This window comes from Thermomonospora catenispora (genome assembly GCF_006363815.1).
Lineage (GTDB): Bacteria > Actinomycetota > Actinomycetes > Streptosporangiales > Streptosporangiaceae > Thermomonospora > Thermomonospora catenispora.
The window spans coordinates 34,530-54,060 of record NZ_RRYT01000015.1; the positions used below are offsets into that span (position 1 = coordinate 34,530).

The 19,531-nt window shown below is 73.1% G+C and carries 14 protein-coding genes and 3 riboswitches; of the genes, 3 read left to right on the forward strand and 11 right to left on the reverse strand.

All coding sequences use genetic code 11. The features are described from left to right. Positions 1–76: 76 nt before the first annotated feature. On the reverse strand, positions 77–2,923 hold the full coding sequence (gene gcvP, locus EIO00_RS13560) for an aminomethyl-transferring glycine dehydrogenase (protein ID WP_140178854.1): 2,847 nt from the start codon (positions 2,921–2,923) through the stop codon (positions 77–79). 72 nt (positions 2,924–2,995) lie between these two features. Beyond that, positions 2,996–3,115, reverse strand: a riboswitch (glycine riboswitch). Positions 3,116–3,159: 44 nt separating this feature from the next. Continuing rightward, positions 3,160–3,256, reverse strand: a riboswitch (glycine riboswitch). 273 nt (positions 3,257–3,529) lie between these two features. On the opposite strand from gcvP, the gene EIO00_RS13565 reads away from it, so the two are divergent. After that, on the forward strand, positions 3,530–6,037 hold the full coding sequence (locus tag EIO00_RS13565) for a flippase-like domain-containing protein (RefSeq protein WP_338325926.1): 2,508 nt from the start codon (positions 3,530–3,532) through the stop codon (positions 6,035–6,037). A 131-nt stretch (positions 6,038–6,168) separates the two neighbouring features. Here EIO00_RS13565 and EIO00_RS13570 read toward each other — a convergent pair whose 3' ends face one another. The 9 genes from EIO00_RS13570 to clsA form a co-directional block, all read right to left on the reverse strand. Beyond that, complete coding sequence (locus EIO00_RS13570; RefSeq protein ID WP_140178858.1) at positions 6,169–6,771, reverse strand: MerR family transcriptional regulator; 603 nt, start codon at positions 6,769–6,771, stop codon at positions 6,169–6,171. Between the two features lie 279 nt (positions 6,772–7,050). After that, positions 7,051–7,521 carry a bifunctional nuclease family protein gene (locus EIO00_RS13575; RefSeq protein ID WP_140178860.1) on the reverse strand — a complete coding sequence of 157 codons (471 nt, stop codon included), beginning with the start codon at positions 7,519–7,521 and terminating at the stop codon, positions 7,051–7,053. Between the two features lie 132 nt (positions 7,522–7,653). Beyond that, a complete protein-coding gene (gene ftsR, locus EIO00_RS13580; RefSeq protein ID WP_206664131.1) occupies positions 7,654–8,376 on the reverse strand; it encodes a transcriptional regulator FtsR in 723 nt (240 codons plus the stop codon). Between the two features lie 109 nt (positions 8,377–8,485). After that, positions 8,486–9,025 (reverse strand): FHA domain-containing protein, encoded by a 540-nt coding sequence (locus EIO00_RS13585; RefSeq protein ID WP_140178862.1) that lies wholly within the window; start codon positions 9,023–9,025, stop codon positions 8,486–8,488. 287 nt (positions 9,026–9,312) lie between these two features. After that, entirely contained in the window at positions 9,313–10,662 is a 1,350-nt protein-coding gene (locus tag EIO00_RS13590; protein ID WP_140178864.1) for a cytochrome P450, read from the reverse strand. A gap of 415 nt (positions 10,663–11,077) precedes the next feature. After that, positions 11,078–12,118 (reverse strand): CU044_5270 family protein, encoded by a 1,041-nt coding sequence (locus tag EIO00_RS13595; protein WP_140178999.1) that lies wholly within the window; start codon positions 12,116–12,118, stop codon positions 11,078–11,080. A gap of 1 nt (position 12,119) precedes the next feature. Then, positions 12,120–12,731 (reverse strand): RNA polymerase sigma factor, encoded by a 612-nt coding sequence (locus EIO00_RS13600; protein WP_140178865.1) that lies wholly within the window; start codon positions 12,729–12,731, stop codon positions 12,120–12,122. A gap of 100 nt (positions 12,732–12,831) precedes the next feature. Beyond that, the gene (locus EIO00_RS13605) at positions 12,832–15,330 is read right to left on the reverse strand and encodes a mannose-1-phosphate guanyltransferase (RefSeq protein WP_140178867.1); all 2,499 of its coding nucleotides are present in this window, start codon (positions 15,328–15,330) and stop codon (positions 12,832–12,834) included. A gap of 19 nt (positions 15,331–15,349) precedes the next feature. Then, positions 15,350–16,078, reverse strand: coding sequence for a cardiolipin synthase ClsA (gene clsA / locus EIO00_RS13610; RefSeq protein WP_241661328.1), 729 nt, complete (start codon positions 16,076–16,078; stop codon positions 15,350–15,352). Between clsA and EIO00_RS13615 the strand changes: the two genes are divergently transcribed. Together EIO00_RS13615 and thiC are read left to right on the forward strand one after the other, a co-directional pair. After that, positions 16,077–16,622: an NUDIX hydrolase gene (locus tag EIO00_RS13615; RefSeq protein WP_140178869.1), complete on the forward strand. Its 546-nt coding sequence runs from the start codon at positions 16,077–16,079 to the stop codon at positions 16,620–16,622. The two genes, clsA and EIO00_RS13615, sit on opposite strands and share 2 nt — an antisense overlap. Positions 16,623–16,630: 8 nt before the next feature. Beyond that, a riboswitch (TPP riboswitch) is annotated at positions 16,631–16,742 on the forward strand. Then, the gene (thiC, locus tag EIO00_RS13620; protein WP_140178871.1) at positions 16,740–18,476 is read left to right on the forward strand and encodes a phosphomethylpyrimidine synthase ThiC; all 1,737 of its coding nucleotides are present in this window, start codon (positions 16,740–16,742) and stop codon (positions 18,474–18,476) included. It overlaps the preceding riboswitch by 3 nt. A gap of 86 nt (positions 18,477–18,562) precedes the next feature. Here the strand turns inward: thiC and EIO00_RS13625 are convergent, their stop codons facing one another. Beyond that, positions 18,563–19,477 (reverse strand): helix-turn-helix domain-containing protein, encoded by a 915-nt coding sequence (locus EIO00_RS13625; RefSeq protein ID WP_338325927.1) that lies wholly within the window; start codon positions 19,475–19,477, stop codon positions 18,563–18,565. Positions 19,478–19,531 lie beyond the last annotated feature (54 nt).

A 19,531-nucleotide genomic window follows, 5' to 3' on the forward strand; every position in this document is an offset into this window, starting at 1 on the left:
GAAACCCTATCCGGCGGGCCCGGGAAGGCCCGGTGGAACGCCGGGACGGACCCCGGCGGTCCACCGGACAATGATCTCAGTCCTCGAAGGCCTCCGGAGGCGGGCACGCGCACACCAGGTTGCGGTCGCCGTAGGCCTGGTCGATCCGCCGGACCGGCGGCCAGTACTTGTCCCGACGCAACGACGGCAGCGGGTAGGCGGCCTCCTCCCGGCCGTAGGGGTGCTTCCAGGTGTCGGCGGCCAGGTGCTCGGCGGTGTGCGGGGCGTTCTTGAGCGGGTTGTCGACGCGGTCGTAGGTGCCGTCGGCGACCCGGGCGATCTCCCGGCGGATCTGGATCATCGCGTCGCAGAACCGGTCCAGCTCGGCCAGGTCCTCGCTCTCGGTGGGCTCGATCATCAGCGTGCCGGCCACCGGGAACGACAGGGTGGGTGCGTGGAAGCCGTAGTCGATCAGCCGCTTGGCCACGTCCTCGGCGGTGATCCCGGTCTCCTTGGTGATCTTGCGGAGGTCGGCGATGCACTCGTGCGCGACCAGCCCGTTCCGCCCGGTGTACAGGATCGGATAGTGCGGGGCCAGTCTGCGGGCCACGTAGTTGGCGGCCAGGACGGCGCCCTCGGTGGCCCTGCGGAGCCCGTCGGGGCCCATCATCGCGATGTAGGTCCACGAGATCGGCAGGATCCCCGCCGACCCCCAGGGGGCCGCCGAGATCGGGCCGACGCCGGTCTCCTGCGGCCCGGCCTCCGGGCGCAGCGGATGGTTGGGCAGGAACGGCACCAGGTGCTCGGCCACGCCGACCGGGCCGACGCCGGGCCCTCCGCCGCCGTGCGGGATGCAGAACGTCTTGTGCAGGTTCAGGTGCGACACGTCGGAGCCGATCTCGCCGAGCCGGGACAGGCCGACCAGGGCGTTGAGGTTGGCGCCGTCCACGTACACCTGCCCGCCGGCGTCGTGCACGGCCCTGCACACCTCGGTGAGGGTCTCCTCGAACACCCCGTGGGTGGAGGGGTAGGTGACCATGATCGCGGCGAGGTTCGGACCGTGCCGGTCGATCTTGGCGTGCAGGTCCGCCAGGTCGATGTTGCCGTCGGCGTCGCACTTGACCACCACGACCCGCATCCCGGCCATCGCGGCGCTGGCGGCGTTGGTGCCGTGCGCCGAGGAGGGGATCAGGCAGACGTCGCGATGGCCCTCGCCGCGGGAGGCGTGGTAGCCGCGGATCGCCAGCAGCCCGGCCAGCTCGCCCTGGGAGCCGGCGTTGGGCTGCACCGAGACCTTGGCGTAGCCGGTGATCTCGGCCAGCCAGCGCTCCAGCTCCTCGATCAGCTCCAGGTAGCCGCGGGCCTGGTCGAGCGGTGCGAACGGGTGGATGTTCGCGAACTCCGGCCAGGTGATCGGCTCCATCTCGGTGGTGGCGTTGAGCTTCATCGTGCACGAGCCCAGCGGGATCATCGTGCGGTCCAGCGCCAGGTCCTTGTCCTGCAGCCGGCGCAGGTAGCGCAGCATCGCGGTCTCGGACCGGTGGGAGTGGAACACCGGGTGGGTCAGGTAGGCGTCGTCGCGGCGCAGCCCCTCCAGCAGGTCCCCGGCGGGCGCGGACGGGGCGGCCCCCTCGACCCCGAACGCCTCCAGCACCCGGGCCACGTGCTCGGCGGTGGTGGTCTCGTCGCAGGAGACCCCGACGTGGTCGGCGTCCACCCGGCGCAGGTTGATCCCCCGCTCCAGGGCCGCCTCGACGACCTCGGCGGCGCGGCCGGGCACCCGGGCCAGCACGGTGTCGAAGAACACCTCGTGGACCACCTCCACGCCGCCGGACCGCAGCCCCTCGGCCAGCGCGCGGGCGCGCCCGTGGACCCGCTCGGCGATCGCCCGCAGCCCTTCCGGACCGTGGTAGACGGCGTACATCCCGGCCATCACCGCCAGCAGCACCTGCGCGGTGCAGATGTTGCTGGTGGCCCTCTCCCGGCGGATGTGCTGTTCGCGGGTCTGCAGCGCCAGCCGGTAGGCCCGGCGCCCGTCGGCGTCCACCGACACCCCGACCAGCCGGCCCGGCAGCTGCCGCTGCAGCCCCTCCCGGACGGCCATGTAGCCGGCGTGCGGGCCGCCGAAGCCGTAGGGGACGCCGAACCGCTGCGCGGAGCCCACCGCGATGTCGGCGCCCAGCTCGCCCGGCGGGCGCAGCAGCGTCAGCGCCAGCAGGTCGGCGGCGACCACCACCTGGGCGCCGCGTTCCCTGGCCTGGGCGATCACCGGGGCCAGGTCGCGGACCGCGCCGCTCGTCCCCGGGTACTGCAGCAGCACGCCGAAGCAGCCGTCGCGTTCGGGCACGCCGTCGGACAGGTCGGCGACCTCGACCGTGATGCCGAGGGCCGCCGCGCGGGTCCGCACCACCGCGATGGTCTGCGGCAGCGCGTCGGCGTCGATGAGGAACACGCCCGGCTCCTCGGCCTTGGCCACCCGGTGCGCCAGCGCCATCGCCTCGGCGGCGGCGGTGCCCTCGTCCAGCATCGAGGCGTTCGCGACCGGCAGCCCGGTCAGGTCCGCCACCACGGTCTGGAAGTTCAGCAGGGCCTCCAGCCGCCCCTGGGAGATCTCCGGCTGGTAGGGGGTGTAGGCGGTGTACCAACCGGGGTTCTCCAGCACGTTGCGCAGGATCACGCCGGGGGTGATCGTGCCGTAGTACCCCAGGCCGATCATCGAGGTGAGCACCGTGTTGCGGGAGGCGATCTCGCGCAGCCGGGCCAGCGCGGCGCTCTCGTCCAACGCGGCGGGCAGGTCCAGCGGCCGGTCGGTGCGGATCGCGGCGGGCACGGCGTCGGCGATCAGTGCGTCGATGTCGCCGTAGCCGATCCGCTCCAGCATCCGGGCGTGCTCGTCCGGCGAGGGTCCGATGTGCCGGTCGGCGAACGTGGTGTGAGTCGTCATGGCTGGGGAGCCTCCTGGGCTGCGGCACGGCTGTCGCAGGTTCTTCCGGCCCGCGGGGCGGACCCGCCGGCCGTCTCCCCCTCTGTCATCTGCACCTGAGAGCTTCACCCGCCGGGCGGCGGGCTTGCACCTTCGGTGAGACGCCGTTCCCCGTTCGCACCGGGAACACGCCTGCTTTCCAGAGAAGCCTCTCCCGNCCCGTTCGCACCGGGAACACGCCTGCTTTCCAGAGAAGCCTCTCCCGCACGGTCCTTTTGCCTGAGAGGTTCCGGGGAGGGTTGCCCCTTCGGCGCCCCGCGCCCTGCGGCGCGGGATCTCTCCCGCACGGGATGTGACGGCTGTCCCCGCCACTGTACTCAACGCGCGGGCAAGCGATCACAACGGTCCCGCCTCGAGACGGAAAACGCAGGTCGGTGCGGAGATGCACACTCTTTGCCGACCGCTACGATGGCCCCCGACAACACGACGGGGACCTGAGGCCGCACCGGCCGCGGGATGGGGCTGGGAGATGGTGCAGACGGAGCCGGTGAAGGGCCTTGACGCATCACGCCCGGCCCTGGGCCCCGGGACGCCGATCATGATGAAGTGTCCGGACGGCGGTGTCACGTGACGCCGACTCACGACGACGCGGTGGACCGGCGGCGTACCGGCGCCGCTCCCGGCGACCCCGGAGACCAGGGGGCCCGGAGACGATGGCCGGAACCGGCCACGCCCGTCTCGGCGACGGTGGAGGAGCCGTCGCTGCCGCGGCGGATCCGCCGGCCCGGGGACGCGATCCGGTTCATCGGCTCGGTGGCCGGGCTGGCCGGGGTGGTGCTTCTGGTCAACATCGCGCAGGGCACCGCCCAGGGACTGCAGACCGACATCCGGGAGGGCACCGAGCGGGCCCCCCACCTGCTGCTCGGGCTGGCCACCCTGGTGTCCAGCTTCGGGGTGCTGGCGGTGCCGGTGGCGTTCGCCGTCGAACGGCTGCTGCGCCGCGAAGGGCTCCGGGTGACGGTGGGCCTGCTGGCCGCGGTGATCGCGTTCGCGCTGACCGTGCTGCTGGACGGCTGGGAGACCCCGGCGGCGCCCGGCGGGGTGCTGGACTCGCTGATCTGGGGCGGTTCGCAGACCGCGCCGCTGCACACCGACATCACCCCGGTGATCGCGTTCGTCACCGCGGTGGGCACGACCGGCCGGCCGCGCTGGCAGGCCGCGATCTGGGCGATGATCGGGCTGGCCGCGCTGACCGGGCTGACCGCCCAGTACGCCTCGGTGGCGGCGCTGGCCGCCACCTACTTCCTGGGCCGCGCGATCGGCTACGGCACCCTGTACGCGGTCGGCGCCCCCAATCCGCGGCCGCCCGGTGACGCGGTGCTGGCCGCGCTGGGCCGACTGGGGCTGCGGCCGGTGCGCGCCCGGCGGCTGCCCGACCGCGACGACGTCCGCCGATACGGCGTCTCGGTGGAGGACGACCGACGTCTCGGCGAGACGGCCTACCCCGACGCCGAGTGGCGGCTGGAGGTCACCGTCCTGGACCGCGACCAGCAGACCGCCGGGATGCTGTACCGGGTGTGGCGGCTGGTGCGGCTGCGCGACCGCTCCACCCGCCGCGCGGTCCGGTCGCTGCGGCGGTCGCTGGAGCAGGAGTCGCTGATGGCGTACGCGCTGCACGCCGCCGGAGCGCGCACGCCGCGGCTGCTGGGCACCTGCGAGGTGGGCACCGAGGCGGCGCTGCTGGCCTATGAGCACGTCCCCGGCCGGACCCTGAACGTCCTGGACGACGCGGAGCTGACCGACGAGTTCCTCACCGACATCTGGCGGCAGTTCCGGCTGATGCAGGAGGCGCGGCTGGCGCATCGGCGGCTGGAGCAGGGGGCGATCCTGCGCGACGACGCCGGCGCGGCCTGGATCGTCGACCTGCGCGCCGGAGAGACCGCCGCCAACGATCTGCTGCTGCGGCTGGACCTGGCGCAGCTGCTGACCACGCTGGCGCTGCGGGTGGGGGCCGAGCGGTCGGTCCGCACCGCCGCCGCCGTGCTGGGCGCCCGCGCCCTGGCCGGGGCGGTGCCGCTGCTGCAGCCGGTGGCGCTCAACCGGGACACCCGGGCGGCGCTGCGGCAGGACCGGGAGCTGCTGACCCGGATCCGCGAGCAGATCGTGCGCCTGGAGCCGGAGATCGAGGTCGCCCCGGCCAACCTGGAGCGCTTCCGCCCCCGCACCATCGTCAGCATCGTCGCGCTGACCATCGCCGCCTACATCGTCTTCCCGCAGCTGAGCAACGTCGACATCGGCGGCCTGGTGGCGCGCGCCCAATGGTGGTGGGTGGCGGTCGCCGCGGCCGGGGCGGCGGCGACCTATCTGGCGGCGGCCTGGATGCTGATGGGGTTCGTGCCCGAGCGGCTGCCGCTGGGACGCACCCTGCTGGTGCAGCTGGCCGCCTCGTTCGTGAAGCTGGTGGCGCCGGCCGCGGTCACCGGGGTGGCGCTCAACACCCGCTACCTGCAACGGGCGGGCGTGCGGCCGGGGCCGGCGGTGGCCAGCGTGAGCGCCTCGCAGCTGATGGGGCTGGCGGCGCATGTGCTGCTGCTGGTGCTGTTCGGGTTCATCACCGGCTCCACCGGGCACGCCACCGAGAACCTGGCGCCCTCCCCCGTGATCGTCATCGTGCTGCTGGCGGCGGCGATCGTCGCCGGGGTCGCCACGGCGATCCCGGTGGTGCGGCGGATGGTCGTCCGTCGGCTGCGGTCGATGTTCTCGGGGGTGGTGCCGCGCCTGGCGGACGTGGTGCAGTCGCCGCGCAAGCTGGCCACCGGGCTCGGCGGGACGCTGCTGCTGACCGTGGGGTTCGTGGTGTGCCTGGACGCCTCCGTCCGCGCCTTCGGCGGGGAGCTGGAGTGGACCGCGGTCATGGTGGTCTTCCTGACCGGCAACGCGCTGGGCTCGGCGGCGCCCACCCCCGGCGGGCTGGGGGCGGTGGAGGGCGCCCTGTCGGTGGGACTGACGATCTCCGGACTGCCCGCCGAGACCGCCACGTCCGCGGTGCTGCTGTTCCGGCTGCTGACCTTCTGGCTGCCGGTGCTGCCGGGCTGGGCGGCGTTCACCTACCTGCAGCGCAAGGAGATCATCTGAGTTCCGGGAACGGTCGGGGAACCGACGGAACCATATGATCGTTCCCGGGTGGGGCGACGGTTCCTCCGAGTGCGGTCACGGGCGCCGCCCGCTCTCGCGGGCGCTCGTGGGGCCTTCACCCGTGCGGCGTCTCAGCCGCTGCGCCGGATCCGTCGCCGTGCCAGCTCGTCATGAGGATGGGGGGCGTCATCGCGTACCGCGCGCTCGGCGGGCAGCTCGGCCAGGCTGCCCTCGACCTCCTGCCAGACCCGGCCCAGGGCTATGCCGAACACGCCCTGCCCTCCGGCCAGCAGATCCACCACCTCGTCGGCGGAGGTGCACTCGTAGACGCTCACGCCGTCGCTCATCAGGGTGATCTGGGCCAGGTCCTTGACCCCGCGGTCGCGCAGATGCGCCACGGCGGTGCGGATCTGCTGCAGGGACACCCCCGTGTCCAGCAGCCGCTTGACGACCTTGAGCACCAGGATGTCGCGAAAGCTGTACAGCCGCTGGCTGCCCGATCCGTGCGCGGCTCGCACGCTGGGCTCCACCAGCCGGGTGCGGGCCCAGTAGTCCAGCTGGCGGTAGGTGATCCCGGCCGCCGCGCACGCCGTGGGGCCGCGGTAACCGACGTTCTCAGGCGGGGGCGACACCTGGGTGTCGAACAGCAGTCCCTGCTCTCCGGCACGCTGTGAGGCGACCTGCCTGTCAGGGTGCTCAGAGTGAGCCTTGCCCTCGCCGCTGCTCACCGCCACGCGGACCTCCGGCTTCTATCAGCCCGTGCCGCTTCGTCAAGGGGGTTTGACGAATTACACCACGGGTGTTCCACCAGCACGGTAGGTGCCGGTCAGGGTGTGGTCAACGTTCGGCGTCGGCGCGTCGCATGCCCGGATGAACCGGCTTCACGTGGGCAAACTGCGCGCCACCGCCCTCACTGCTTCCCTTACCCCGTTCCTCAGCGTAATCAACGGCGATCGGCGAACCGGTCCGCGGGGTGGGTGCAACGCGTCGTCGACCGAGCACCGGCCCGCCCGTCAACCGGCCCGGCCGAAGTCCTCCGGCGAGATGGTGTTGAGGAACTCGCGGAACTTCTTCACCTCATCCTCCTGCTCGTCGGGGATCGCCACCCCCGCCTCCTCCAGCACGTCCTCGCTGGCGAAGATGGTCGCCCCCGTGCGCAGCGCCAGGGCGATCGAGTCCGATGGGCGGGCGCTGACCTCGACTCCGTTGGAGAACACCAGATCGGCGAAGAAGATGCCCTCCCGCAACGCGGTGATGTTGACGGTGCGCAGCTGGACGCTGAACGCCTCCAGAACGTCCCGGAACAGATCGTGGGTCAGCGGCCGCGCCGGCAGCACCCCCTGCTGGGCGAAGGCGATCGCGGTGGCCTCCACGGCGCCGATCCAGATGGGCAGATACCGATCCCCGGCCGTCTCCTTCAACAGGACGATCGGCTGATTGGAGGGCATTTCGACCCGGACGCCGACGACCTCCATCTGCTTCACAGCGGCTCCCTGGCTGCTTCTCGGCTGTTTCGATCGGCTCGCGATAGACCCTTATGCCAACGTACACCCTCTGGTCGGCGACGATCCCCTCTCAGGCGCGGTGATCCGTCACCGGATCGGCCGATCGTCCGCTCACCCCTCCAGGGTCTCCCGCAGCCCGGCGGAGATCAGCGCCGCGTGCAGGCGCATGAACAGGTCGGCGATGGCGCGGGCGGCGTGCTCGGCCTCCTCGTGCCCGCGCGGATCACGCCGCCGCAACAGCGGGGCCACCACCTGCTCGATCAGCCCCACCTGCCGATCGGCGGCGGCCTTGACCGCCCGCAGGTGCCGGACCTGCACGCCGTGCCGTCCCAGCGCGACGGCGGCGCGGAGCACCGTCAGCGCCTCGGCCCCGTAGTACCGGCCGGTCCGCCGGACCAGCCCGGCGTCCTCCAGCTCCGACAGCAGCTCCTCCTCGGCGCCCGCCCCGTCCAGCAGCTGACGGCGGGTCAGCCGGACGTCGGGGGCCTCCCCGCCCGATGCGGGGGCGGATCCGTCGGCGGCGACCAGCCGGCGCGGAGCGCGTGCCGCCTCCCACGGCGGATCGACCGCCTCACCCCGGTCCCTGGCCCGCAGGTACTCCTTGATCACCCGCAACGGCAGGTAGTGGTCGCGCTGCGCGGACAGGATGAGGCGCAGCCGGTCCACGTCGGCCGGGGTGAACTTGCGGTAGCCGGAGGGGGTGCGCTGCGGCTCGATCAGCCCCTCGGCCTCCAAGAAACGGATCTTGGAGATGGTGACGTCCGGGAACTCGGGGCGCAGCAGCGCCAGGGCGTCCCCGATCGTCATCGTTCGCCGGACGGGCTGTGCGCTCACCGGCCTCCTCCGGAGCGTGTCCACGGCGGGCCGGTGGGCCCCGCCCGCCGTGCCGCTGGCTCTGTTCGCGGCTCGCTCATGCCCCTGTCACACCTCGCCGCGGACGCCCTCAGCCCTGGTGCTGCGGGTTGGTGAGGAACACCAGCCGGAACTTGCCGATCTGCACCTCATCGCCGCCCGACAGCCCGGCCTGATCGATGCGACGGCGGTTGACGTAGGTGCCGTTCAGGCTGCCCACGTCGCGGACCGAGAAGGTGCCGCCGTGCCGGGCGAACTCGGCGTGCCGCCGCGAGACGGTGACATCGTCCAGGAAGATGTCGCTCTCGGGGTGGCGGCCGGCTGAGGTGCGGTCCTTGTCCAGCAGGAACCGGCTCCCGGCGTTGGGACCCCGCTTGACCACCAGCAGGGCGGTGCCGGGCGGCAGCTGCTCGACCGCGATCTGGTCGACGCCGGCGTCCTCAGCCGGCTGGGCGTCGGGTTCGTAGGCCTCGATCCCGGCGATCGAGATGGTGGATGTGGACTCGCCAGGCGACTCCCGCGGAGGCATGGGCGACGGTCCGCCCCGGGTGAGCGGAGTGCCGCACTGGGAGCAGAAGCGGGCATCATCCGGATTGGCGTGACCGCACTGCGTGCAGTAGACGCTCGGCATTGATCGGCTCGGCCTCCTACCTTCGGCGTGCCCCGGCGCGCCCGCGTTCCGCGAGCGCGACGACCCGCGCTGCTCTTCCCGACTCCGCCCGTCACGATGACGGTTGCCGCAACTTATGCCGGGTGAGCCCGGAGGGTCAACCGAGACAAGGACCCGGGACTCCCCACGCTACTTCGTCAATGATCGCAGGTCCATGCCGCCGCGCGGGACGCTCCCCCTACGGCGAGCACAACCTGGCCGAAATCGGACCCGGCGTCTTTACATCGTAGATCAGACGACGGGGCCGGTCAGCGCCCGACCACCGGCGCCGGCAACGGGTCCAGGGCCACCCGGACCGCACCGTGATCGAGGATCCGGGGCAGCGGATGACCGGGATCCAGGCCGCGCGGCCGCCGCGACAGCCTCGGCTCGTGCCCGCGCAGCAGACCGGCCAGCAGCAAGGTGACCGTCATCAGCGCCAGGCTCTCCCCCGGGCACCGTCCGGAGCCCGCCCCGAACGGGGCGACCACGCCGTCTTCCACCGCCCGGCCGTCCAGCCAGACGTCGGGCTCGAACCGGTCGGCGTACGGCAGCGTCGCCCCGTCCCGGCCGAACAGCGGCAGCACCACCAAGAGGGTCGACCCGGCGGGCAGGGTCGCCTCCCCCCACCGGGTCTCCGCGACGCTCCGCCGCCAGACCGTCGGAACGACCGGCCACAGCCGCGCCGCCTCCAGCGCACAGGCCCGCAGATACGGCACCGACACCGGGCTCGGCGGATGGGCGGCGTGCAGGCCCGACAGCTCGTCGCGGACGCGGGCGAGCCGGTCGGGACGGGCGGCCAGCAGCACCAGCGTCCGGTACGCCGTCACCCCGGCCGCGCCGAACCCCGACAGCCAGCGGGCGACCTGGCTCAGCCGATGCCCGTCCCCCTCCGCCGACTCGCGCGTCAACCGCCCGGCCAGGCTCTCGGGCTCGGCCCGCTCGATGTGCGCCCGCAGCCGGCCTCGGAAGACCTCCTCCGCCGCGGCGCCGGCCCCGCGGCCGCGGATCCGGGCGCCCGGCGCGGACGCGGCCAGCAGCGCGCCGAACGCGTCGGTGAGCATCCGGTCGTCGCGGGCCGCGTCGCCGAGCACCAGCCGGCGCGCCAGCCGCCGGTACGCGGCGGCGTAGGCTCCCCAGGTCAGCTCGCCGTCGGCGGCGACCGTCTCCAGCAGCCGCGCCGCCTCCTGCTGGATCCGCAGCATCATCGGCCCGGCGGCCCGGTGCACCTGCTGATGGGCGTCCAGCACCTCCTCGTCGAGACCGCGGCGCCGCGCCGCGTCCTCCCCCGGCGGCGCCGGCACCCGGTGGGGCAGCAGATGCCGGGGGATCCCGCCCTCGCCGGTGAGGTCCGTCGGGGCGAACTCGGCGGATGCGGTCAGGACGCGGTGCGCGTCATCCGGCGTCAGCACCAGCACCGGACGGCGGCCGGGCAGCGCGATCCGCAGCGGCCCCGGCCCATAGCGGTGGCGCAGCCGCACCGCGCGCCAGTCCCCCCACAGCGCCGCGCGGACGCCGTCCCACGGCGCCAGCAGCGCGCCGCCCAGCCGGACGGCGTCGCCGACCGAGGCCCGCCTGAGGGCTCCCTCGCCGGATGTCTCACCGGTTGTCCGCATCATGTGCCCCCCGTGATCGGTGAACGGCCGGTGTTCCCCGCGCTACCCGGCTGGGGCACCGTCATTCCTCGACGGCATGGACGGCCCGGGGAGAGGACTTCCCGCCGGGGGAGGCCGCGGCGAAGGGATCCCGGCGCCGGGCCGGCGCCCTCATCGGCCCGCACGGCATGCGCCGGGCGCGCCGGACGGGCGGTCCGCCCCGGGCCGGATCCCGTGATCGTCGCGCCTCGGGCCGCGGAGGCCGACGGCGCCGGGCCGCACGGTCCCGTCCGGAAGGCGCCGGCGGAGACCGGGGCGAGGGACCGCCGAGGACGAGGGAGGACGAGGAGGGCCGATCGCCCGCCGGCCCGGGACGAGGGGGAACGCGGCGGAGGGCGCTCCGGTCCCGCGGCCGCCCGCGTCGGCCGCGGGACCGGGGTCAGCTCCGCGGCCGCGGGGTCGGCGCGCTGTCGGAGACGTCCGCCTTCAGCACCACCGAGTACGACACCACGGTGCCGACCGGCGCCCCCGCCGCGGCGGCGTCCACCACCACGCTCCGCTCGCCGAGGAAGTCGTAGGTCTCGGGGTCGAAGACGTACTCGCGGCGCTCGCCCGTGAGGCGGTCGACGCGGGCGGCCGCGACGCCCTTGCGGCCTATGCCGTCCTCGGCGTTCCGGACCACCGTGACGCCGGGGATGGCCCCGGCGGCCCGGAACAGCGCGGCCCGCTGGGCGGCCGGCATGTAGGCCTGGCACAGCAGGTCGCACACCCGCGACCACGCCTGCCGGTGGGCCTCCTCGCCCTCGCCCAGGCCGGTGTAGAGGTGCCGGTACATGCCCTGCGGGTCGGTCGGCAGCCGACTCAGGTAGGCGTAGTCGGTGCGCAGGTGCTCGGGGCGCTGATCGAAGTCCACCAGCCTCTCGGGCCGGCCGGTGCGCGTCGTGCGGGGCGCCGTGGCGGGCAGCGGGTAGCCCGGGAACCGCCTGGCCGGCAGCACCGTGTCGACGACGACGGCGTCCAGCGACCGGCCCTGCACCGGCATCCACACCTTCCGGCGCCCCCGGTGCAGGTACCGGCCGTAGGCGCCGTCCTCCCCCACCGCGCCCTCGGCGCTGGCCATGGACTCGGTCTCGAAGACCAGGTACTGGCCCGGGGCGGGGCGCAGCTCCCGCTGCCGCCAGACGCCCTCGGCCGCACGGTCGAGCACCTCCACCGAGCGGTTGGGCATCACGTGGACGACGTGCCCCTTCGGGCCGGGCTCCTCTCCCCGGACGGCGAGGGCGCCACCGAGGAGCACGAGGGCCGTGCCGGCGGCGGCCAGCGGGACGACGGGTCTGCGGAACGGCACCGACGACCGGCGGCGCGGGCGTTCGGCGGCCGCGGAACCGGTGATGGCGGCCGTCAGCCGTTCCTCGACCCGCCGGAGGTCCGCCGACTCCGGCGGCGGGACCTCCGAACGCAGGTTCTCCAGAAGGGTCATCTCATCCACCGATGGGCTCCTCGTTGACGGTCGGCCTGAGGGAGGTGGGGTCGGCGCCGCCGAGTTCCCTGCGCATCCTGCTGCGGGCACGGCTGATGCGGGACCGCACCGTTCCGATGCGCACCCCCAGGGCCTGTGCGGTCTCCTCGTAGCTGAGGCCGCCCCAGGCGACCAGCAGCAGCGCGTCCCGGTGCCCGGCGGGCAGGGCGGCCAGCGCGGCGGCCAGGGCGCGGCGCACGGCCGCCGCACTGACCCGCTCGTCGCTGCGCTCGGTGAACGGCGCGGTCACCGGGTCGACGCCGGTGCGCTCCAGGGCGCGCAGCCGTCGCACCTCGGTGCGGACGTGGCGGCCGATCAGGTTGGTGGCGATGCCGTACAGCCACGGGCGCGCGTCCGGGCGTGCCACGTCGTAGCGGGCGCGCTGCCGGAACGCCGTCAGGAACGTCTCGGCCACCACGTCCTCGGCCGCGTCCGCGCCGAGCCGGCGCGTGACGTAGCGCGTGATGTCGGGGGCGTGCCGCCGGAAGAGCTCGGCGAACGCCTCGGGCTCACGCCGGGACCGGGCGATGAGGTCGGCGTCCGCCTCCTCCGAGGTCCGGCTCGTCTCGGTCATGTCATGGCCTTTCGGCTCTCGGTCGGGACACCCGTTGTTGCCCGGCCGCGAGCCGCCGGTTCCCTGCGAGCCCCGTTCCCCGGCGGGTCCCGGCAGAGGGTCAGGAGCCGGCGCGTTCGATCACGGCGGCCCACTCCTCCAGGAGGGCCTGGGCGGCGTCGTCGTCGCCGGCCTCGGCCCACAGGTGGGTGACCGGCTCGGCCGGGTCGGGCAGCACCAGCACCCAGCCGCCGTCGTCCTCCACCACCCGCACCCCGTCGGTGGTGTCGATGGTGCGGCGGCCGGCGGCCTCCACGACGCTGCGCATCACCCCGCCCTTGGCCGCCCACGGGGTGGGCACCGAGCGGCGCAGCAGGTGCGCCTGGGGGATGCGCGCGTCGATCTGGGAGAGGGTCATCCGGGTCCGGGCGACCAGGCCGACCAGCCGGACGAACCCGGCGATCCCGTCGACGGTGTTGCTGAACTCGGGGAACACGAACCCGCCCCGGCCGTCCCCGGCGAAGATCACATCCGGGGCGGCGGCCGCCTTGGTCAGCGCGTCCTGGGAGGTGGAGATCCACTCCACCTGGACGCCGTGGAAGCGGCAGACCCGCTCGGCGACCCGGGTGGTGGTGACCGGCAGCGCCACCCGGCCGCCGCGCCGCTCGGCGGCGACCAGGTCCAGGAACACCAGCAGCGCCCGGTCGTCGCCGATCAGCTCGCCGTTCTCGTTCACCATCGACAGCCGCTCGCCGACCGGGTCGAACCGGACGCCGAACGCGGCCCGTGAACTGGACACCAGGTCGCCCAACCGCTGCAGGTCCCGCATCCGCTCGGCGAGGGTCTCGGTGGGGTTGGCCTCGTCCAGCCGGTTGTTCATGGTGAGCACGTCCACCCCGATCAGGCCGAGCAGGCCGGGCAGCACCAGCGAGGCGGTGCCGCCGGCGCAGTCCAGCACGATCTTCAGCCCGGCCTCCCGGACGCCGCGCCGGTCGACCCGGTCGAGCAGGTCGCGGGTGTAGGTCTCCAGGGTGCGGGCCGGGTAGCTGAGCTGGGCGATCTCGCCGGGGAAGGCGCGGCGGAACTCCTGGCGGCCGAACACCCGCTCCAGCTTGCGCTGCGCCGCCAGCGACAGATCGGCGCCGTCGGCGTCCAGGAAGAGGATGTCCACGCCCTGCGGATCGCCGGGAGTGGTGCGGATGTAGATGCCGCCGGCGGCGTCCTCCCGGGCGGTCTCGAAACGGGTCACCGGCAGGGTGCACGCCTCCAGGTCGGCGACGTTGATGGCGCTGGCGGTGAGCGCGCTGATGATCGCGCGCTTGAGGGTGCGGGCGGCGCGGGAGGCGTCGCGGCCGGTGACGACGGTGGCGCCCTTGCGCAGGGTGGTGGCGTAGGCGCTGGCCAGCCGGACCGCCAGCTCGGGGGTGATCTCCACGTTGACCAGGCCGGACACCCCGCGCGGCCCGAACAGGGTGCGCTGGCCGCGCGACTCCCAGATCACGCTGGTGTTGACCACCGCGCCGGCCTCGATGGTCTTGAACGGGTAGACCTTGACGTCGTTGGAGACGTACGCCTCGGCCTCGATGACGCACTCGTCGCCGACGACCGCGCCCTCCTCGACCCGGGCGCCGGCCATCACGTCGGTGTTCTTGCCGATCACGCAGCCGCGCAGCGTGGCCGACGGGCCGACGAACACGTTGTCGTGCACCACCGCGCGGTGCAGGAACGCGCCCTCCTTGACCACCACGTTGCTGCCGAGCACGGTGAACTCGCGCAGCTCCACCCCGGCCTCGACCTTGGCGTAGTCCCCGATGTAGAGGGGGCCTTTGAGGATCGCCTCGGGGTCGACCTCGGCGCCCTCGGCGATCCACACGCCAGGCGAGACCTCGAAGCCGTCGATCTCCACGTCGACCTTGCCCGACAGCAGGTCGGCCTGGGCCTTGAGGTAGCTGTCGTGGGTGCCGACGTCCTCCCAGTAGCAGTCGGCGACGTACCCGTACAGCGGGGCGCCCTCGGCGAGCAGCTTGGGGAACACGTCGCCGGACCAGTCCACCGGCATGCCCTCGGCGACGTGGTCGAGGACCTCGGGCTCCATGACGTAGATGCCGGTGTTGACGGTGTCGGAGAACACCTGGCCCCAGGTCGGCTTCTCCAGGAACCGCTGGATGCGGCCCTCTTCGTCGACGATGACGATCCCGAACTCCAGCGGGTTGGGCACCCGCTTGAGGCCGACGGTGACCAACGCCCCGCTCCGCTCGTGGAAGCGCACCATGTCGGTCAGGTCGATGTCGGTGAGCGCGTCCCCGGAGATGACCAGGAACCGGTCGTCGCGCAGCGCCTCCTGGGCGTTCTTGACGCTGCCAGCGGTGCCGAGGGGGACCTCCTCGGTGGCGTAGCTCAGCGACATGCCGAGCTCCTCGCCGTCGCCGAAGTAGTTGCGGATCAGCGCGGCCAGGAACTGCACGGTGACCACCGTCTCGGTGAGGCCGTGCCGCTTGAGCAGCCGCAGCACGTGTTCCATGATCGGCCGGTTGATGACCGGGAGCAGCGGTTTGGGTTGGTTGGCGGTCATCGGGCGCAGCCGGGTTCCCTCTCCGCCCGCCATCACTACGGCCTTCATGGAGTCGCGATCCCTTCGCTCAGCCGACCTGAGGTCCGGGGTCCGGCCCCGACCCGCCGCCGCGCGGGGGACCCGGGGCGCCGGCGCGGTCCGCCTGCACCAGCTGCCGCACCTGGACCCAATAAAGGACGGCCGCCCACCAGTACAGCGCCGTTCCCCAGATGGCGAAGGACCAGCCGATGATCCTCGCTCCGGTCGCCACCGCGCCGGAGTGGTCGCCCAGCAGGAGCAGCGGGAAGGCGTACAGCAGGCACAAGGTGCCCGCCTTGCCCACCATGTGCACCGGCAGCGTGCCGTTGTAACCGAGCCTGCGCAGCACCGGGACGATCGGGGTGATGGCCGCTTCGCGACCGACCAGCAGCAGGGTCAGCCACAGCGGGATGATCTCCCGCACGGTCAGGCCGGTCAGGGTGGCCAGGATGTAGAGGCGGTCGGCGGCCGGGTCCAGCAGCACGCCCAGCCGGCTGATCTGCCCCAGCGTCCGCGCCAGTTTGCCGTCCAGCCAGTCCGACAGGCCGGCGGCGGCCAGCAGTCCCAGTGCCCACCAGTCGTGCCCGGCCAGCACCAGCCACAGGAACAGCGGCACGCCCAGCAGCCTGGCCAGGCTCAGCGCGTTGGGCACCGTCCACACGCGGTCCACGGCCCCTGCGGCGTGCTCGACCGGCGCCTCCACCAGCTCACCTCCAGTCCCGATGATCCCGACCCTACCCGCCGGAGCGGGCCGGTCTCCGGTAGCGTCCCTCCCCATGCGCTGGACGCTGCACGGGGAACGGTCTATTTACGCCAGTCCGTGGCTGGATCTTCGACTGGCCGACGTCGAGCTTCCCGACGGCCGCCGATTCGACCATCACCTGGTGCGCGTGCGGCCGTCCGCCGGCGTGGTGGCCGTGGACGGGAGAGGCCGTGCGCTGCTGATCTGGCGGCATCGATTCATCACCGACAGCTGGGGGTGGGAGATCCCCGGAGGGCGGGTGGAGCCGGGTGAGGACCCGGCCGCGACCGCCGCCCGGGAGCTGGAGGAGGAGACCGGCTGGCGGCCGGGACCGCTCCATCATCTGCTCGACATTCACCCCTCTCCGGGACTCACGGATGGAATTCATCACATTTTTCGCGCCGAGGGCGCCGAGCCCGCCGGAGAGCCGACCGACGTGGAGGCCGAGCGGATCTCCTGGGTGCCGCTGGAGTCGGTGCCCGAGCTGATCGCCCGTGGCGAGATCGTCGCCGGGTCCACCGCGGCGGCGCTCCTTTACCTGATGACCGGGGCTTGCCGCAACGGGGTGGAGGCGGGTTAACGTCTGGGGCGGCAAGACGCGGGAGCCTGGCGAACCGGGCTGAGAGTGCGGCTGACACGGCCGCAGACCGCTGGAACCTGACCGGGTAATGCCGGCGTAGGGAGTAGTCGATCCGCCATGACCGAATCCGCAGTGTCCGCTGCCCGCAAGACGTACCTCACCAGCCCCACCCGCCCCGACATGCGGGTCCCGATGAAGGAGGTGCTGCTCAGCACCGGCGACTCCGTGGTGCTGTACGACACCTCCGGCCCGTACACCGACCCCGACCACGAGGTGGACGTGCGGCGCGGACTGCCGCCGCTGCGGGCGACGTGGATCGCCGAGCGCGGTGACACGGCCGAGTACGACGGCCGTCCGGTGCGCCCCGAGGACGACGGCCGCCGCTCCACCGACCCGCTGCGGGACCAGGGGGCGTTCCCGCCTCGGCGGCCCCGGCGCTCCACCGGCGGGGCGGTGACGCAACGGGCGTACGCGCGGCGCGGCGAGATCACTCCGGAGATGGAGTTCGTGGCGTTGCGCGAGGGCGTGGACCCGGAGTTCGTGCGCTCGGAGCTGGCGGCGGGCCGGGCGGTGCTGCCGGCCAACGTCAACCACCCGGAGCTGGAGCCGATGATCATCGGCCGGAACTTCCTGGTGAAGGTGAACGCCAACATCGGCAACTCGGCGGTGGCCTCCTCCATCGAGGAGGAGGTGGAGAAGATGACCTGGGCGATCCGCTGGGGGGCGGACACGGTCATGGACCTGTCCACCGGGCGGGACATCCACACCACCCGGGAGTGGATCCTGCGCAACTCCCCCGTGCCGGTTGGAACGGTCCCGATCTATCAGGCGCTGGAGAAGGTCGGCGGCAATCCGGCGGACCTGTCCTGGGAGGTCTTCCGCGACACCGTCATCGAGCAGGCCGAGCAGGGCGTGGACTACATGACGGTGCACGCCGCGGTGCTGCTGCGGTACATTCCGCTGACCACCCGGCGCAAGACCGGCATCGTCTCCCGGGGCGGGTCGATCATGGCGGCCTGGTGCCTGGCGCACCACAAGGAGAACTTCCTCTACACCCACTTCCGGGAGCTGTGCGAGATCTTCGCCGCCTACGACATCACCTGGTCGCTGGGCGACGGGCTGCGGCCCGGATCGATCCATGACGCCAACGACGAGGCCCAGCTCGCCGAGCTGCGCACCCAGGGCGAGCTGACCAGGATCGCGGCCGAGTACGACAACCAGGTGATGAACGAGGGGCCCGGCCACGTCCCGATGCACAAGATCAAGGAGAACGTGGAGCTGCAGCGCCAGTGGTGCGACGACGCCCCGTTCTACACCCTCGGCCCGCTGACCACCGACATCGCGCCCGGCTACGACCACATCACCTCGGCCATCGGCGCGGCCATGATCGGCTGGTACGGCACGGCGATGCTGTGCTACGTCACCCCCAAGGAGCATCTGGGGCTGCCGAACAAGGACGACGTCAAGGCCGGCGTGATCGCCTACAAGATCGCCGCCCACGCCGCCGACCTGGCCAAGGGCCACCCCGGGGCGCAGGCCTGGGACGACGCGCTGTCGGACGCCCGGTTCGAGTTCCGCTGGGAGGACCAGTTCAACCTCTCGCTGGACCCCGACACCGCGCGGGCGTTCCACGATGAGACGCTGCCGGCGGCCCCCGCCAAGACGGCGCACTTCTGCTCCATGTGCGGGCCGCACTTCTGCTCGATGAAGATCACGCAGGACGTGCGGAAGTTCGCCGCCGAGCGCGGGCTGTCGGAGGAGGAGGCCCTGGCCGAGGGGATGAAGGCCAAGGCCGAGGAGTTCACCAGGTCCGGCGGGCGGATCTATCTGCCGGTCGCCTCGGCCGACTCCTGACCCGGCGTCCCCCGTGGCGGCGGCCCCGCGGGGCCGCCGCCACGGCCCGCTTCCCTCCTCCCGGGCCGCGCCGGAGCCCTCAGGCCTCAGCCCAGCTCGGCCAGCAGGCCTCGGAGGACGTCCGCGGTGGCCTCCGGCGGCAGCGCCTGCACGCACAACCGGTCCAGCCGCTGCTTGTAGATCGCCAGCTCGGCGGGCTTGTCCACGTACAGCGCGCCGGTCAGCTGCTCGACGTAGACCACGTCGGGCAGGGTGGGCTCGGCGAACCGCAGCAGCGTGAACGACCCGGTGACGGCGGCCAGCGCGCCGCGGCGCACCGGGATGATCTGCACGGTGACGTTCCGCCGGCCGATCGCCTCGGTCAGCGCGGCGAGCTGGGCGCGCTGCACGTCGGGTCCGGCGGGCCGGCGGCGCAGCGCCGCCTCGTCCACCACCGCCCACAGCTGGGGGGCGTCCGGCCGGTCCAGGATCTGCTGGCGGCGCATCTGCACGCTGACCCGGCGCTCGATCTCCTCCGCCGAGGCCTCGGGGCGGCTGAGCGTCTGGGCGGCCCTGGCGTACTCCTCGGTCTGCAGCAGTTCGGGCACGAACCGGGTCTCGTGGATGCGCAGCGTGGCGGCGGCCTCCTCCAGCCCGAGGTAGACCTCGAACCAGGACGGCAGGATGTCGGTGAAGCCCTGCCACCAGCCCGGCCGATTGGCCTCCCGGGCCAGGGCCAGCATGGCGTCGCGCTCGTCCTCGTCGCCGACGCCGTAGAGGGTGAGCAGGTCGGCGACGTCGCGCTCCTTGAAGCCCACCCGTCCCAGCTCCATCCTGCTGATCTTGGAGCCGGAGGCGCGGATGGCGTATCCGGCCTGTTCCCGGGAGATGCCCCGGGCCTCGCGCAGCCGGCGCAGCCGGCCGCCGAGCAGCATCCGCAGCACCGTCGGGCCGCTCTGCCGCAGGTCGTGCACGCGCCCGCCCTCGGACGACGGCCTGGGGTTCGGCTGCGTCGCTGTCACACCTGTCCTCCCACGGGGTCTCGAGGTCGGCCAGCGTCGGCGGGCCGCTTCCAG